Consider the following 16907-nt stretch of genomic DNA (forward strand, 5'->3'; position numbering starts at 1 on the left):
CGATACGTTCCAGGCGTTCGTCAAGCCGAGCGTCGTTCCCCAGCTGTCCGTCGATACGACCGAATTCACGGGCATCTCGCAGGAGAACGTCGACGCCGCAGGGCTGTTGCCGCAAGTCGTACGAGAATTTATCGAATGGATGGGTCAGGAAGAATACTTCCTCTGCGCATGGGGCCCGGACGACCAGCGCCAGCTTGTCCAGGAATGCCGCCAGCACAGCATCTCGACGGACTGGATCGTCAATCATAACAATTTGCAGAAAATGCTGTCCAAAGTATACAAGCTCGAGAAGCATCAGCAGATGGGCCTGAAGCCGGCGCTGGAAATGCTGGAGATCCCGTTCAGCGGCTCCCATCACCGGGCGATGGACGATGCGGTCAATACGGCGCGCATCCTCGTCAAGCTGTACGACAAGTTCCAGTTCCGCCGCAACAAGCTCGGCGACGACACGAAGGTCGAGAGCGAAGTCGTCTATAAAACCGAGCATTACGAAAACTTGCCGTTCGCAGGACTCGCCAACCTGTTCTCCGATCCGGCCAAATAGACAAAGCGGTCCCGGACCAACGCTAACGTTGACCAGGGACCGCTTTTTCATTTTCCTCCGCGCCGTTCATCCAGGCTTCCCGGATCAGCCTGAGGGGCGGCAAGCCGAGCAGCTCGCGCCGCACGCCGTCCCAGGCGATCATGAGCAGCTTCTGCAGCTTCCATCCGGCATGGCCCGCGACCTGAACCGCGATTCCGCGCGAGGCCAGACGGGCGACGCCCCAGACGACGCCGTCCGGCAGCAGGGCGTGCGCCCCGGCGATCGCCTCGCGCACCTTCTCCGCATGCGCGGCCGTAATCAGATCCGAGAATGCCATAAACGATCCTACGTGCGTATACTCCCCGAAGCAGCCGGAATTCCTCAGGGGAAGCGACGAGGGCTCCCATTTCTGTCTCTGATAGTGAATGAGCTCCCCGCCGCAGCGCACGGTCAGCCGCGAATCGCAGCTGCCGAATGCGAACGCTTCTCCCCTGGACAATCTGCCCGGACAGAAAATATCGCTTATCATGCAGACCGCGCCTTCCGCCAAGTCGATCTCCGTCTCGCTCTTGAAGCGCGCGTCGCGAAACAGCATGACGGGCTCGGGAATCCATTCGAGCACGGCGCCGGCCTGCAAGTCGAATTTCTGTACGAGTTCGGCCGTTCCGCCGGATTCGCACGGATGGATGCGCGTATACGATTGGTTCGTCGCGTAAAGATGCACCCCATCCGTTAGCCGCCAGTCGAACAAATAACGGTCGCCTTCCAGCATGCCGGGCGAGCCGTCCATCTGCACGACGGCAAGCTGCCGGGCGTCGCCGGCACGAACCGAAAAAGCCTTGGCGATCTTCAGCGGCGACGAGTGATACCGGGAGAGCAGCGCCGGCCTGTCGCCGGACAGCCCCGCCACCGCCCTCAGCTCGGCCGTTCGGGCGACCGCGCTAGACGGCGGCCGCATGGCCCGTCTGCCGGGACACCCACTGCGCGACTTCGTCCAGCCCCTGTCCTCCGAACAGATTCGTGAAGAAGAACGGACGCTCTCCGCGCATCTGACGGGAATCGCGTTCCATCACTTCCAGGCTTGCGCCGACGTAAGGGGCCAGATCGATCTTGTTGATGATCAGCAGATCGGACCTCATGATGCCGGGTCCGCCTTTGCGGGGAATTTTCTCTCCCTGGGCCACGTCGATAATGTAGATGAACCGGTCGACCAGCTCCGGGCTGAACGCCGCGGCCAGATTGTCCCCGCCGCTCTCGATCAGAATCAGATCCAAATCGGGGAATCGGCTCTCCAGCTCCTCGACCGCGTCGAAGTTCATCGACGCGTCCTCCCGAATGGCCGTATGCGGGCAGCCGCCGGTCTCGACGCCGATAATCCGCTCTTCGGGGAGACATCCGGTATCCGACAGAATCCGGGCGTCTTCCTTCGTATAAATATCGTTCGTAATGACCGCCAGATTAATTTTATCCTTCAGCTCGAAGGCGATTCGCTCGACCAGCTTCGTCTTGCCGGAGCCTACCGGCCCGCCGATGCCGATTCGCATCGGGCGTCCGCTCTCCGCTTGCGGCGTCACCCAGCCGTCATGGTGATGGTGGTGTCCGGGTCCTTTTCCTTGGCACATAGATAAATCCCTCCACAATCTATTGATTTAAGACATGAACAAACGGGAATACAGCGTCTCGTGTCGAATCATCGCCAATTCGGCAAGCGGCATGGCGCCGTAGGCGTCGGCCGGGTCCATGTCCCGCACGGCCGACCACGCGGCGGCGACGGCCGGGAACAACGCCGCCGTCAGGCGCTGAGCCTCGGTCTGACCCATCGGAATCAACCGCAGCGCGGCATTGACGCAGGTGACGACGGACGTGTACAAGTACCCCTCCGCCGCCCGGTCAAGCGGAATGCGCAGCGCCAGGCAGATCGCCGCGTAGACGAGCGGATAAGTGCCATGGCATCGTCCTGCGCGGACGTCGTCGCGCAGCCTGCTCCAATCCGGCGCCGGGAACAATTCCGGAGCGAGCTTAAGCAATCTTCTGCCGATCTTCTCCAGGCCTTCGCGGGATTCCGGCGCGATTCTCTGAAAATGAACGAGCTTCTCGATACGGTAATCGTATCTCTCCCCAGCTCGATCGCCCGCGCCGGAGCCGCCGTCCCCGGCCGCGTACACGGCTTTTACAACCATCAAATCCCCGGTCGACCAGCTGTGACGAAGCATTGCCTCGATATAGGCCCGCAACTGCTCTGCGTTCTCCAGGCTGCCGTCCTGCACGAGCGTCTCCAATCCGAAGGAGTGGGCGAAGCTTCCGATCGGCAAAGCCGAATCGAGCAGCATTTGCAGCGACATCCAGGTTTCGGAGCGAGTCTCTTCCCCGCCCGCGGTCATCGATCCGCCTCCTTTCGCAAATCCAATACAGCCAGCCTCCCTTAGAACAGGAAGTACCTTTGTGCCATCGGCACTACGGTCGCGGGTTCGCACACGGCCGGCTCTCCGTCGATCGTCACCTTGTACGTGTCGGGATCGACTTCGATGACAGGCGTCGCATCGTTGCGGATCATGTTCTTCTTGCCGATGCCCCGGCAATTTCGAACCGGCTCTACGCGCTTCTGCAAGCGCAGCTCGCTCGCGATTCCCCGTTCGTAGGCCGCCTGCGACACGAAAGTAAGCGAGCTCTTGTACAGCGATCTTCCGAACGCGGCGAACATCGGCCGGCCGAATACCGGTTGCGGCGTCGGGATGGACGCGTTCGGATCCCCCATCTGCGCGTAAGCGATGCTCCCGCCCTTCAGCACCAAATCCGGCTTAACGGCGAAAAACGCAGGACTCCACACGACGAGATCCGCCCATTTGCCCGCTTCCACGGAACCGACAATATGGGAGATGCCGTGGGCGATCGCCGGGTTGATCGTATATTTGGCCACATAGCGCTTGATTCGCTCGTTATCTCCGCCGCCTTCATCGCCGGCAAGCGGCCCGCGCTGCCCCTTCATTTTGTCCGCCGTCTGCCACGTGCGCGTAATGACTTCCCCGACCCGGCCCATCGCCTGGGAGTCAGAACTGATGATGCTGAACGCCCCCAGGTCGTGCAGGATGTCTTCCGCCGCGATCGTCTCCGGGCGAATGCGCGAATCGGCGAACGCCACGTCTTCGGGAATCGAGCTGTCCAGATGATGACATACCATCAGCATGTCGAGATGCTCCTCGATCGTGTTGACCGTAAACGGACGGGTCGGATTCGTCGAGGACGGAATAACGTTCGGATGGCTCGCCGCCTTGATAATGTCCGGAGCATGGCCGCCTCCGGCCCCCTCCGTATGGTACGTATGAATCGTGCGGCCTCCGATCGCGCGAAGCGTATCCTCGACGAAGCCCCCTTCGTTCAGCGTATCCGTATGGATCGCCACCTGAACGTCGAACAGATCGGCCACGCCCAGGCACGCGTCGATCGCCGCCGGGGTCGTCCCCCAGTCCTCGTGCAGCTTCAGCCCGATCGCCCCGGCCTCGATCTGCTCGATGAGCGGCTCCGAAGCCGAAGCGTTTCCTTTGCCGAGAAAACCGAGATTCATCGGGAAAGCTTCCGCCGCCTCCAGCATTCGCCTCAGATGCCAAGCGCCGGGCGTGCAGGTCGTTGCGTTCGTACCCGTCGCCGGTCCCGTGCCGCCCCCGATCATCGTCGTCACTCCGGACGCCAGAGCCGTCTCGATCTGCTGCGGGCAGATGTAGTGGATATGCGTATCGATGCCTCCGGCCGTGACGATCTTGCCCTCGCCCGCAATTACTTCCGTGCTCGCCCCTACGACCATATCGGCGCGCACTCCGTCCATAATGTCCGGGTTGCCCGCCTTGCCGATGCCGACGATGACGCCGTCTTTGATGCCGACATCCCCTTTGACGACGCCCCAGTGATCGATGACGACCGCGTTCGTAATGAGCGTGTCCAAGACGCCGTCCGCGCGCACCGCGCCGCTGGACTGGCCCATGCCGTCCCGGATGACCTTGCCCCCTCCGAACTTGCATTCGTCGCCGTACACGGTGAAGTCACGTTCGATCTCGGCCCACAGCTCCGTATCCGCGAGCCGCACGCGGTCACCGGTCGTCGGACCGAACATGCCCGCGTAGCTTTCCCGATCCATCCGCATGATCTCCCGCTCCCTTTGTCCTCTTTATCTACGACTGCCCTTTTTTATCCCCAAGCTCGATCCAGGCTTTCAAGCGTTCGGCGACTTCCGGAGGGACGGCCCCTTTCGCGTCCCCTTGCGTGATGGCATTCAGCCCGAACGAGCGCTTGCGTCCGCCCAGCTCGGTCAGTCGTACCGGCTTCTCCTCCCCTGGCTCGAACCGGACCGCCGTACCCGCCGGAATATCCAGCCTCATCCCGAACGCCCGCTCCCTGTCGAACCGCAAAGCCCGATTCGTTTCGAAAAAGTGGTAATGGGAGCCGACCTGAATCGGTCTATCCCCCGTATTGCCGACGAGAACTTCCACCGTACGCCTTCCCTCGTTCAGTTCGACTTCCCCCGCCACCGCTTTAATCTCTCCCGGTATCATCGTCTTCCCCTCCCTTCGTATACGACAATCCGATCAAGTAATCGGGTTATGCACGGTCACCAGCTTCGTACCGTCCGGGAACGTCGCCTCCACCTGCACCTCCGCGATCATCTCCGGCACTCCCGCCATCACCTGGTCCCGGGTCAGCAGCGTCGTTCCGTAAGCCATCATTTCAGCCACGCTCTTGCCCTCTCTGGCTCCCTCCATGATCGCCGACGTAATGAGAGCGACGCATTCCGGGTAGTTCAGCTTGACTCCCTTAGCCAATCTACGGTGCGCCAGATCGGCCGCCAGCGTGATGAGCAGTTTCTCCTTCTCGCGTTCCGTCAGATTCATCGCGCCCCTCCTTTTCTGAGCTTTCTTCCCATTATAGGGAATGCTCATTTTGTTGTAAATCTTTTATGTAAGATTATATAACATTGATTATTGAATTCATATGAGTTATTTGGATTTATTTTGAATTTTCATTGTTTAAATGTTATATATAATAACACATCAGTAAGAAGAGAGCGGGTTAGTTGTGCGAGTATAAACCGAAACAGCCGGCTCGCAGGGGATGACTGGAGAGGCGCAAGCCGTTCTGGTCAAGCTGTCGGCTTGTATGATAGAATCAATGGATAAGACATTCCGGTTTATCCGAAAGAGGAGGACTACAAGTTGGCTAACAAAAGAATGCGCTCCGACATGATCACCAAAGGCTTTGACCGCGCTCCGCACCGCAGCTTGCTTCGGGCAGCCGGCGTTAAAGAAGAGGATTTCGGCAAACCGTTCATTGCCGTCTGCAATTCTTATATCGATATCGTGCCTGGCCACGTGCACTTGCAAGAATTCGGCAAAATCGTCAAGGAAGCCATTCGCGAAGCGGGCGGCGTCCCGTTCGAATTCAATACGCTCGGCGTCGACGACGGCATCGCCATGGGCCAGATCGGCATGCGCTACTCCCTCGCCAGCCGCGAGATTATCGCCGACTCCGTCGAGACGGTCGTTAATGCGCACTGGTTCGACGGCATGGTCTGCATCCCGAACTGCGACAAAATCACGCCGGGGATGATGATGGCGGCGCTGCGCGTCAACATTCCGACGATCTTCGTCAGCGGCGGACCGATGAAAGCCGGACGCACGAGCGACGGCCGCGCCATCTCCCTGACGTCGGTATTCGAAGGCGTCGGCGCCTATATGACGGGCAAGATCGACGAGAAGAGCCTGACCGAGCTCGAGCAGTTCGGCTGTCCGACTTGCGGTTCCTGCTCCGGCATGTTCACCGCCAACTCGATGAACTGTCTGGCGGAAGTGCTCGGCCTCGCCCTTCCGGGCAACGGCACCATTCTCGCAGTCGCTCCGGAGCGCCGCGAGTTCGTCAAGAAATCGGCGAAGCAGCTGATGGAGCTGATCAAGCAGGACATCAAGCCGCGCGACATCGTCACCCTCGATTCCATCGACAACGCGTTCGCGCTCGACATGGCCATGGGCGGCTCGACGAATACCGTGCTGCACACGCTGGCGCTCGCTCATGAAGCCGGCATCGAATACCCGATCGAGCGGATCAACGAAGTGGCCAAGCGCGTTCCGTACTTGTCCAAGCTCGCTCCCGCTTCCGACCACCACATCGAAGACCTGCACAACGCGGGCGGCGTAAGCGCGATTATCCACGAGCTGTTCAAGAAAGAAGGCGCGCTGCAAGGGGACGTGCTGACCGTCTCCGCCAAAACGCTGCGCGAGAACGTCGAAGGCGCGGAAATTACCGATCACTCGGTCATCCGCCCAATCGACGATCCGCATTCCAAGGAAGGCGGCCTGTCCGTGCTGTTCGGCAACCTGGCTCCGGGCGGCTCCATCATCAAAGTCGGCGCGGTCGACAAATCCGTCGGCGGTTATCACCGCGGCCCTGCCATCTGCTTCGACTCGCAAGACGAGGTGCTCAGAGGGCTCGCCGAAGGCAAAGTCAAGGAAGGCCACGTCGTCGTCATCCGCTACGAAGGACCTAAGGGCGGCCCCGGCATGCCGGAAATGCTCGCCCCGACTTCCCAGATCGTCGGCATGGGACTCGGCACGAAAGTCGGCCTGATCACGGACGGCCGCTTCTCGGGAGCCTCCCGCGGCATCGCTATCGGCCACATCTCCCCGGAAGCGGCGGAAGGCGGTCCGATCGCGTTCGTTCAAGACGGCGACATTATCGAGCTGGACATGAACAACCGCACGATCACGCTTGAAGTGAGCGACGAAGAGCTGGAACGCCGTCGTTCCGAATGGAAGGGCTTCGAACCTAAAATCAAACGCGGCTACTTGGCTCGCTATTCCGCGATGGTCACCAACGCCAGCCAGGGCGGCGTCATGAAAATGTAAACGAGACGGCACGGGGCCTTGCGTCCCGCCCGCTCCATCGCCCCACCAAAAACAAGGCTTCCCTCCGTTATCGCTGGATAACGAAGGGAAGCCTTGTTTGACTTCACAAGTTATAAAGGAAAAAAAGATTACACCAGCTTGCCTACCGTCTTCTCCTCGAACTCCCCGGAGGAACCTTCGGACGACTCCGTATCCGAATCCGCCGACCGTTTCCTGCCGCCCCCTTCTTCCGCTTTGACGGCGGCGCGCTCCCGGCCTACGCGGCGGACCGTCCGCGATTCGTCAGCCCACTTCAGCAGCGTATCGCGTTCCATGATCAGCATACGCGGATTCAACGACTCGCCGTGCTCGCGCACCCGTTTATTGCCGGAAGGATGAACGACCCGGATCATAAACCGCAAGTAAAGATTGGTCGACCACGCGAACAACCCTTTGGGCAGATCGAACATTTCGAAGCCGAGACTCTCGCCTCCGCGGTGAATCATCGAGACTCCGTAGAGAGCTTTGACCTCGCCGCCTCCCGGATATACCGCTAATTCTCTCGCCATGTCCGGCAGCACCCTCTCCATCTCGCGGATGATCCTGATCGCCAGCTGCAGCGACGTCTTGGATTTCATCCCGATCTCGACGAGCATGCGGTTTTCGAAATGGATCTCCATAATCCGGTCTCCCGACTTAAGCGTCCGGCCGTTCTGAAGATTAAGCTCGACTCCGGAATACTTGCGAATGCGGTAATTGAAAAACCGAGCGTCTCCGATAGGACGAAGCCGGAACACGACATGGAACAGCTTCTCCCACAGCATCCACAGGCCGATGACGATCTTCTTGAACAGGCCGACCGAGGCGGTCCGTTCCGCCTTCGCGTCCTCGGCCCGGCTAGCACCCTTCCTCTTGGCGCCTTCGGTAACTTCGATCATCTCGTCGATGCCGATAAACCGGTAGCCGAGCTTGCGGCCGTCGTCCAATATTCTCCCCACGGCCTCGATCGTATTTTCCGGCGCGTCCCGATCGGCCCCGAACGTGCTTCCGCAGTCGTGCAGCAGAAACACCTGCCCGGGCTTCAGCTTCCTTCTCATCCGGCGGTACAGCTTGTCCGCCCCGAGCCGCTTCTTCCAGTCCCCGAACAACGAAGTCCAGAGCACGATCTGAAGATGGCCGAGCCGCGAATAATCGAATACGTTCACGATCCCCCACGGAGGACGATAGTACTTCGGCTTCGATCCCGTAATTCGCTCGATGACGTCCGACGTCTGCCGAATTTGCCGCTTGACGGTGCTCGGGCGCATAAACCAGTTCATATGATGGACGTAGTTATGTATGCCTAGAACATGTCCCTCTTCGTGTATTCTCGCCACGATGTCCGGATACTTCTCCGCGTTCTCTCCGACAACGAAAAAAGTCCCCTTCGCTCCGTTGCGCTTCAGCAAGTCGAGCAGCTTGGGCGTATACTCGGGATCGGGACCGTCGTCGAACGTCAAGGAGATTCCGTCGGCCGACTTCCCGTTCATGAACACCTTGTAACCGAAAATCCGACTGATCAAAGCCGGCAAAAAAGCGTAAAAAGTCAAAAAATAAAAACCGATCCATAGGATGAGTTCCATGCTTTCCCCACCATCTTGATTGCCATATTAGTTGTGCGCGCGGTTATTAGCCCGCCTTATATTTTAACATATGCTCCGACAAAATAGGCATGCCAGTATGCATCTTTTTTGTTATCATGTACAATAGCAATAACTGGAATGGACAAGCTGTCCATAACGAACCGGAAAAGGAAGGCTGACAGATGCTCTCATTGTATCAAAAATACTGGAGGACCGCTTTCGATCTTGGCGTAATCGCGCTTACCGTGTGGCTCACAATGTACGTATTTAGCTACTTGTACAATCTTGCGACGCCCGTATTTCTCTCCTTCCTCATCTTCTGGATCATCGAACCGCTGGCCAGACGGCTTAACCGCATCGGACTGCCCAAATCGATCGCCACCGGCATCAGCATTCTGTTTTTCACGCTTGTCATTCTCGCCGTTTTCTTCGGGCTCGGATACATATTCACGATCCAGATTACCCAGCTTGCGGACGATCTGCCGAAATACCAGAAATTGCTGCAGGGCCAAGTGACCTCCATCGCGGAGAGGCTGCAAAGCGAAGCCGACGCGCTGCCTCCGGACGTCGCCCAGAAGCTGAGCAATGCCGCCGCATACGTGACCGACTTAGGCGCGAATTGGGCCGGCAAGTTCCTGAAATGGCTCGTCGGATTCCTGACCTCCTTCTCCTCGTTTATTCTGAACATTTCGATCGCCATCATTCTCGCTTATTTCTTGAGCCTGGAGATTGAAGCCTGGAAGAAAGTCTCGACGGATCGAGCACCCAAAACGCTCAAAACCGTCTTCGAATTTCTTCGCAACAACGTGTTCAAAGGAATCGGCGCTTATCTGAAAGCGCAAGGCAAGCTGATCAGCATTACGTTTCTTGTCATCTTCGTCGCCTTGCTCGCTCTGGGCGTGAACAACGCTTTCTCGATAGCCTTGCTCGCAGGCATCTTCGACGTGCTTCCGCTGCTCGGCGTCAACACGCTGTTCATTCCGTGGATCGTCTACTTGTTCATCGTCGGGGACACGACGCTCGCCATCTGGCTCACCGCGCTGCTGCTCGTCGTAACGCTGACCCGGCAATTTCTCGAACCTAGAATTACTGGACAGACCGTCGGCGTATCCGCCTTCACGATGCTTGCCTTTATGATGATCTCCCTGTCTCTGTTCGGCGTCGCCGGATTGATTTTGGCCCCGATTCTGATGATTTTGCTTAAAGCATTGTACGATCAAGGCTACTTCCACAGATGGGTGCGATTCCCGAACGACGAATTCAATGTGCATCCGCTTGCGCCGCAGCCCGCTGCCGCTACCGCTGGCGCCGAAGCTCCAGATGCCGAATCCCGTCCATAATGTTGCCGAACACCGTCGCGCCGCGGTTGCGCAGGCCCGCCGGCTGATCTTCGATCAGCACGGCGACCGCGTACCGCGGCTTTTCGCTTGCGGGGCCGTAGCCGACGAACCAATGGTCGTTGCGGCCTTTCTGCTTGCCCGCAAGCTCCGCCGTGCCCGATTTGCCCGCAAGAGGCCACTCGGCTCCCCGCAAAGCGGCGGCGGCGGTCCCTTCCCTCACGACCGCAAGCATCCCTTTGCGCAGCGCCGCGGCCGTCTCCGGCTCGATCCGCCCGTACCTGGAAGGCGCGGACTGAACGTCGAGCGAAGCCATCAGCCCTCCGTCCGCATACCGAATCTCCTTCACGAGCCTCGGCGCGAACACGCGGCCGTCATGAATAATCGTCACGGCCATGTTCGCCACCTGCAGCGGAGTCACCCGCACGTCCCGCTGGCCGATGCCCGACCCCGCTCTCGCTCCGCCGTCCTGGGCGATCCGCTTGTTCAAGAACACGGCTCCCGCTTCTTCCTCGCTAAGCAGCCTCAACGGATCTCCGTCGACGAACCGCTCGGCGTGCCAGCCCACCTGCCTCGCGAAGCCCAGCCGTTCCGCCGTAATTTGGAGCCAAGCCGGATCGAGCCGTTCGGCCAAAGTCGCGAAAGCGACGTTGCACGACTGCGCATAAGCTTGCTCCAGCGTCAGATGACCGTGCCCGCCCTCCTTCCAGCATTTCAAGCCGTACTTGCCGTATTTTCCGTCGCAGTAGAACGTCTCGTGCCACCCCGTCTTGCCCGCCTCCAGCACCGCTGCCAGCGTCACCGTCTTGAACACGGAGCCCGGCGGGACGGCGGTAACCGCATGATTGCGTTCGTCCGTGCCCTCAGCGCCAATATGGTAAGGGTCCAGCTGCGGAAGGGACACCATGGCGAGAATGTCGGCATTGGCTGCATCCAGCACGACGATCGCCCCTTTGCCGATTCCGTATTGGTTCAGTGCCGATTCGGCGATGCGTTGAATGTCCAGATCGAGCGTTGTCGTTACTTGAATCGGGAAATGAGGGTTGTCGTCCGCCGTTAATCGCAGCCCCAAGCCTCGCAACGGTCTTCTCGTCGCATCCGTCACCTGCTTCACCGTCGTCTCGGATCTTCCCTGAAGAAGACGGTCCAACGATTTCTCCAACCCCGCTCCCCCGATCGCCGCCGTCGACTTCATCCTTTTCCGGGAAATTCGATCCTCGTAAACAAGGCGCGCATACTCGGGATGCTGCGAGACGTAGCCGATCGCGTGAAGAGGCGTTATGCCGGAGGGATATCGATTAAGATAGGGCAGGACGGCTACGCCAAACAGCTTCTTCCGTTCGATCATACGAATCTGCTCGGCGCTCAGATCGATCGCCAACCCGGATCCCGGGTGGCGCCATACGGCCGGCTCCCGCAATCGGTCGAGCCATCCGTCTAGCACGTCCTCCTCCACGCCCAAGCTGGCCGCCAGCTCGCGAATATCCCGCTCCGCTCCTCTTGGTTTCCCGTTGCCCGGAAAAGCCGCCAAGCCATGCACCGTTTGGCCGGTCAACAAGCGCCCCCGTCGATCGCGAAACTGCCCGCGTCCGCTGTCGAGCAGCAGAGCGTCGGAATGCTGCAGAACGGCGGATGCGCTCAGCGAGCCGCTCGCGTTCTTCGCTCCGGCTCCCCCGATTTGCAGCCAGGCCAATCTCGCCCCCAGCACGCCGAACAACGTCGCCAGCAGCAAGAGTATCCGAAACGCCCTCGTGGATGTTTCCCGCCTCATCTCTCGATTGCCCCTTTTTCTTTTCTCCTCCCTAGGATTTCCATAATTCATCCAAACAAGCAAGATCGCCGTCATTAAAAAGAGGCCTTCTCCGCAAACGGGGAGAAGACCTCTTGTCGACCAAAAGGGTTAGGATACGGTGAACCGGCTCAGCGATTCGCGCAGCTTGCCCGACACCGCCTCCAGGTTGTTCGACAGTTGAACCAGGCCGTCGCTGATGCTCAACTGCTCGTTGCTCAGAGAAGCGACTTCTTCGGACGTAGCCGATGCTTCTTCCGCGACCGCGCTGACGTTGCTCATCGCGAGAGCGAGCGTATTCTGCGCGCCTTCGAGCTGGCGGACCGAATCCGTAGCCGAAGACAGCCTGCTGATAAATCCGCTCATATTGTCCTGCACCGTCACGAAGATCTGATTCGCTTCGCGAACCGAGTCGATCTGCTCCTGGAAGATCGGGTAGGCTTCGGACAGCACGCTGACCGTCTCGTCGATCTCGCGCGAGATGTTCTCGACGATGCCGCCGACGATGCCGATCGACTCGCGGGACTGATCGGCCAGCTTGCGGATTTCATCGGCGACGACCATAAAGCCTTTACCGGCCGCTCCGGCCCGCGCCGCTTCGATGGTGGCGTTCAAGGACAAAATATTCGTCTGTTTGGTAATATTGCCGAGCACGTCGAGAATTTTGCGGATCGAACCGGTGCTCTCTTGCAGCTTGTCTACCTTCTCGACCATCGAGCGGGTCATCTCTTCCGTCTGTCCCGTCTTCTGGATCAGGTTGTCCATATAGACCGAACCCGTACGGCCGGCTTCCTCTACCTCATTGGCCGATTGCCCCATCTCTACGTTGGAGTCGATGACGGATTGAACCTGCGAGCCGATCTGCACGGTCAGATCCGAGCCCTTCTCCGCCTCTACCGCGAGGTTCGTCGCGCCGTTGGCGATCTCTTCGGTCGCCACGGCGATCTCCTTCGCCGCTCCGGCCGTCTTGCGCGAAGCGTCGGACAGCGAAGCCGCGGTCGCCAGCACCTCTTGCGCGGACTGATTCGTCTGGCGAACCAGTCCGGTAATTTCCTCCATCATCCGGTTAAAGCTCTCCGACACTTGACCGATCTCGTCTTTGCTCCGGTTGGTGGAACGGACGGTCAGATTGCCGCGTTCGCCTTCGTTCATCAACGTGCGCAGCTGCGCCAGCGGACGGCCGACCGTCAGCATGACGATCATGCCGATTCCGGCCGCGATGAGCGCCGCAATCAAGGACATCAGCCACGTCAGGTTGCTGATCGCTTTGGCATCCTTGACGAGGAAAGAAACCGGGATGTTGCCGATCAGCTTCCAGCCGTTGTTTTCCAGAAATCCGGCTGAAGACAAAGTTTTGGTTCCGTCGACCGTAATCGTCGCGGAAGAATCCTGCTCGGGCAAATCGTACGGATAAGCAGCTCCCATCTTTTCCTTGTCCGGGCCGTATACGACCGTTTTCTCAGCGGAGACGATATAAGCCGCGCTGCCTTCACCGAAATTGACCGTCTTCATCTCGTCTTCCAGCGTCTTGATCTTGATCTCCAGCATCAGCAAATAGGGTTTCCCTTGGTTAAGCAGACGGCCGAGCACGAAAGTCGGCGATCCGCGTTTACCGTCCAGCCCTTTGGCCAACGTCGGAATCCAGACCGCTTTGCCGTTCGCTTCAGCGATTGTCTTCAGAAACGGTTGCTCAGCAACGCCTTCTTTGTTAAGCGACGTCCCCGTGGAGATGAACTGTCCGCCCTCGTGCATCGGAACGAGAGAGATCGACTCATAGCTGGAATCCGCCATAGCGACGCTGTTCAGCTTCTCCGTCAGCTGGCGGGCCGTATCGAACGTCTCATAATCGTCCTTCGTGACGGCCAGCGTTCCCAACAAATTAATGAAGGATGTATCGGTAATGAATTGCAGCGACTGACGCTCGTATCCCCCAAGCATAAGCGCAATTTTTCCAGCCGTTTGAACAGCGGTCTGGCTGCTCGAATCGGCGACTTTCTGCTGAATAATCGAACTCGACTTGGAATACGAAAACCATCCCAGAATCAGGACGCAAGCAAGAATGCTGCAAAATATGAGCAGAAACAGCTTCATTCCTACGGAACGAATCGGATTTTCAAATTTCGTTTCCTTCAGCTGACCGCCAACCCGTTTGGATAAACCGTTCACAGACTTGGAAGCTTTCTTCCAATCTACCGATCCCATTTTTTCACGCCACGATTGTTTCATCTGCTATTACCCTCCAACTATGTAGTGACGACTGACTGGCGGCACGAAAAAAGACTTGCCTGAACACGACAAAGTATTTATCGGCCGCTTGGGTGGCTAAGTTTACCTTTGTGTGATAAATTCGACAAGTCTATTTCTTTTTCCTCTTGTTTCCCCGATAATCCAAAAAATAATTTACGCCGAGATAACACTACAGTCTCTTGCGCATAATGTCCAATGGGACTAGGGGCTGATCGGTTTTGACGCGGATTTTTTGCAGCGGATGGCGGGCTACGGTGAGCGTATTGCCTTCTTCGTCGGTAAACTCGCCCAGGCGTTGAACGAACCGCCGGCCTCCAGGGCCGAAAAATTCGACCTCCATTCCCGGGCGGAACGGGCTGCGCTGCTGAACGGTGGCGATGCCGGACGCTTCGTCGTAATCGGTTACGACGGCCGCGAAGTCATACGGAGCAGGCTTCTCCTCCGGCTCGTAAATGTGCTCCTCCGCTCCCGGAGTCGAATAGAAGAACCCGGTATTGAGCGGACGGTTCGCCGCCTTGCCGATCTCGTCGACCCACTCCTGTCGCAATTCGTACCGCTGGGGATCGGCCATGTAGGCATCAATCGCCTGTCTGTAGGCGTTCACGACCGACGCGACATAATGGATGCTCTTCATCCGGCCTTCGATCTTGAAGCTGTCGACTCCCGCATCGATAAGATCGGGAACATGCCGAATCATGCACAGGTCTTTGGACCCCATCGTGAACAGGTTCTCTCCCGGCTCCATGACCGATTGCTCGTCGGCATGCAAGTCGTACTTCCAGCGGCACGACTGGCAGCATCCGCCTCTGTTCGAATCCCGGTCCGTAAAATGGTTGGACAGCACGCAACGGCCCGACACGGACGAACACATCGCCCCGTGGACGAACACTTCAAGTTCGATATCGACGCGCGTCTTCATCTCGGCGATCTCGTCCATCGTCGTCTCCCTCGCGAGCACGACGCGCGGCAGCCCTTCTTCCTTCCAGAACTGCACCGCCTGCCAGTTCATCGTCGACTGCTGCGTGCTCAGATGGACTTCCAGCTTGGGCGCGACCTTCTGCGCCGTTTCCACGATGGCGGGATCGGCTGCGATAATGGCGGCGATGCCGACGCTCTCAAGCTGACGCAAGTAGTCCGCCACTCCGTCCAAATCTTCCTGATGGGCGTATATATTCGTCGCCACGAATACTTTGGCTCCGTATTGCGCGGCGAATGCAACGCCTTCGCGCATCTCTTCGAAGCTGAAATTGTCGGCATTGGACCTGAGACCGTATTTCTGTCCGCCGATATAGACGGCGTCCGCTCCGTAGTGAACGGCGAACTTCAATTTCTCCAAGCTGCCGGCCGGGGCCAGCAGTTCGGGCTTGTTCAGACGCGTCCTCTTCCCCGCGTAGCGCGGCTTGGCGCGCGCTGCGACGTGATTCATCTTCATCCCTCCTGACCGATATATCAATAAACCTGCTCTTTGTACAAAAATCCGAAGCCCAGCTCCCTGTCCGGACTTTGCAGCCGCCGAATGTTCTCCAGCGCTTCCTCGTCGAAGGAATAGCTTTCCGGATCGCGATGCCAGCGGTCCAGCGCTTCGCGATAGCTCCTCAGCACCGTTTCGTTGTATTCGTCGGATTTGAGCAGCGGTTCGATATAGAAGCTGTCGACCCCAGCCCGAATCAACTCGGGCAGCGCTTCGAGCAAGCAGATGTCGTCGGGGCTCATCACATGGGTGCCGTTCTCGTCCTCGTACACCGGGAACTTCTCGTCCGGACGCTCCGCTTCGACGAGGTACAGCCCTCTGTCCGGCCCTTTGCGAATGAGCGTCGCCTCCCGGCCGAGATGCTGCATGTAGCTCTCCAGCAAATTGCGATGGGAATGATAAATGTTCGTCATCCCGTGAACCTGAACTTGAACCTCCATCGCCGCCTTCGCTTTCAGGTCGACGATCTCCTCTTCGTTCAGCTCGCGGGCGATCACGGCCCGGGAAGCTCCCCGTCTTCCCCAATAGGAAGCAGAAGAAGAGTTTGTCCCCGTCATCTCGGCGTTCCAGAAGAGCGGCACATCGGGAGCGTGCTCGCGCGCGTTCAGCAGCACCGCGGGATCGCCGAAGACAATAGCGTCGACTTGGGCGGCCTTGACGGCGCGCAAATACGCGGGCAGCGCCTCAAGCTCATGATTGCGGAACAGCTTGTTCATGTTGACGTACAGTTTGGCGCCGAGCCGATGCGCGGCCTCTGCGGCCTGCTCCAACTGTTCCTGCGCGACGTCCGCCGGCTGACGCATGCCGAACCGGGCTTCGCCGATCAGAATCGCCGAAGCCCCGGCGCGAATATACCGCTCCATCTGGCCGATGGAGCCGGCGGGAATGAGCAATTCGGGACTAGCTGTCGTAATGGAACTGCGCCGCCGGGAAATCTTCGACCCGGCGAGCCGTCCCGGAACATCTCGAAGATGCTGCGGAACGGTTCGCCGGGTCGGCGCGCATTCGCGGGAATGCGGATGTTATTGTTCGACGTTCTTCTCGCTCAGCTT

General features: G+C 58.8%; 14 protein-coding genes. 3 read left to right on the forward strand and 11 right to left on the reverse strand.

Translation table 11 applies throughout. The features are described from left to right. Positions 1-544 (forward strand): 3'-5' exonuclease (locus ACESLM_RS27965; protein WP_372637328.1); only part of this gene is annotated, 544 nt, incomplete at its 5' end. 22 nt (positions 545-566) lie between these two features. On the opposite strand, the gene ACESLM_RS27970 is transcribed toward ACESLM_RS27965, so the two are convergent. From ACESLM_RS27970 to ACESLM_RS27995, 6 genes are read right to left on the reverse strand one after another with little or no spacing between them, the layout of a single operon-like run. Then, positions 567-1481 (reverse strand): urease accessory protein UreD, encoded by a 915-nt coding sequence (locus ACESLM_RS27970; protein WP_372637330.1) that lies wholly within the window; start codon positions 1479-1481, stop codon positions 567-569. Further along, entirely contained in the window at positions 1465-2145 is a 681-nt protein-coding gene (ureG, locus tag ACESLM_RS27975) for an urease accessory protein UreG (protein ID WP_094041740.1), read from the reverse strand. The genes ACESLM_RS27970 and ureG overlap by 17 nt, the downstream gene beginning before the upstream one ends. Before the next feature lie 27 nt (positions 2146-2172). Continuing rightward, on the reverse strand, positions 2173-2904 hold the full coding sequence (locus ACESLM_RS27980) for an urease accessory protein UreF (protein WP_372637332.1): 732 nt from the start codon (positions 2902-2904) through the stop codon (positions 2173-2175). Between the two features lie 41 nt (positions 2905-2945). Continuing rightward, positions 2946-4661 (reverse strand): urease subunit alpha, encoded by a 1716-nt coding sequence (gene ureC, locus ACESLM_RS27985; protein WP_372637355.1) that lies wholly within the window; start codon positions 4659-4661, stop codon positions 2946-2948. Positions 4662-4686: 25 nt separating this feature from the next. Beyond that, entirely contained in the window at positions 4687-5067 is a 381-nt protein-coding gene (ureB, locus tag ACESLM_RS27990) for an urease subunit beta (protein WP_372637335.1), read from the reverse strand. A gap of 33 nt (positions 5068-5100) precedes the next feature. Then, a complete protein-coding gene (locus ACESLM_RS27995; RefSeq protein WP_094041744.1) occupies positions 5101-5403 on the reverse strand; it encodes an urease subunit gamma in 303 nt (100 codons plus the stop codon). Positions 5404-5739: 336 nt separating this feature from the next. On the opposite strand from ACESLM_RS27995, the gene ilvD reads away from it, so the two are divergent. Then, positions 5740-7410: a dihydroxy-acid dehydratase gene (gene ilvD, locus ACESLM_RS28000; RefSeq protein WP_372637358.1), complete on the forward strand. Its 1671-nt coding sequence runs from the start codon at positions 5740-5742 to the stop codon at positions 7408-7410. Positions 7411-7538: 128 nt separating this feature from the next. On the opposite strand, the gene ACESLM_RS28005 is transcribed toward ilvD, so the two are convergent. Beyond that, the gene (locus ACESLM_RS28005; protein WP_372637338.1) at positions 7539-9011 is read right to left on the reverse strand and encodes a polysaccharide deacetylase family protein; all 1473 of its coding nucleotides are present in this window, start codon (positions 9009-9011) and stop codon (positions 7539-7541) included. 182 nt (positions 9012-9193) lie between these two features. Between ACESLM_RS28005 and ACESLM_RS28010 the strand changes: the two genes are divergently transcribed. After that, positions 9194-10351, forward strand: coding sequence for an AI-2E family transporter (locus ACESLM_RS28010; RefSeq protein WP_372637340.1), 1158 nt, complete (start codon positions 9194-9196; stop codon positions 10349-10351). Here ACESLM_RS28010 and ACESLM_RS28015 read toward each other — a convergent pair. The 4 genes from ACESLM_RS28015 to ACESLM_RS28030 form a co-directional block, all read right to left on the reverse strand. Beyond that, the gene (locus tag ACESLM_RS28015) at positions 10308-12119 is read right to left on the reverse strand and encodes a peptidoglycan D,D-transpeptidase FtsI family protein (protein WP_372637343.1); all 1812 of its coding nucleotides are present in this window, start codon (positions 12117-12119) and stop codon (positions 10308-10310) included. The two genes, ACESLM_RS28010 and ACESLM_RS28015, sit on opposite strands and share 44 nt — an antisense overlap. 129 nt (positions 12120-12248) lie before the next feature. Continuing rightward, complete coding sequence (locus tag ACESLM_RS28020; RefSeq protein ID WP_372637346.1) at positions 12249-14363, reverse strand: methyl-accepting chemotaxis protein; 2115 nt, start codon at positions 14361-14363, stop codon at positions 12249-12251. A gap of 190 nt (positions 14364-14553) precedes the next feature. After that, positions 14554-15816 (reverse strand): peptidase U32 family protein, encoded by a 1263-nt coding sequence (locus ACESLM_RS28025; protein WP_372637349.1) that lies wholly within the window; start codon positions 15814-15816, stop codon positions 14554-14556. A gap of 17 nt (positions 15817-15833) precedes the next feature. Beyond that, positions 15834-16748 carry a peptidase U32 family protein gene (locus tag ACESLM_RS28030; RefSeq protein WP_372637352.1) on the reverse strand — a complete coding sequence of 305 codons (915 nt, stop codon included), beginning with the start codon at positions 16746-16748 and terminating at the stop codon, positions 15834-15836. Positions 16749-16907 lie beyond the last annotated feature (159 nt).

This window comes from Cohnella sp. (assembly GCF_041641335.1).
In the GTDB taxonomy this organism is placed as follows: domain Bacteria; phylum Bacillota; class Bacilli; order Paenibacillales; family Paenibacillaceae; genus Cohnella.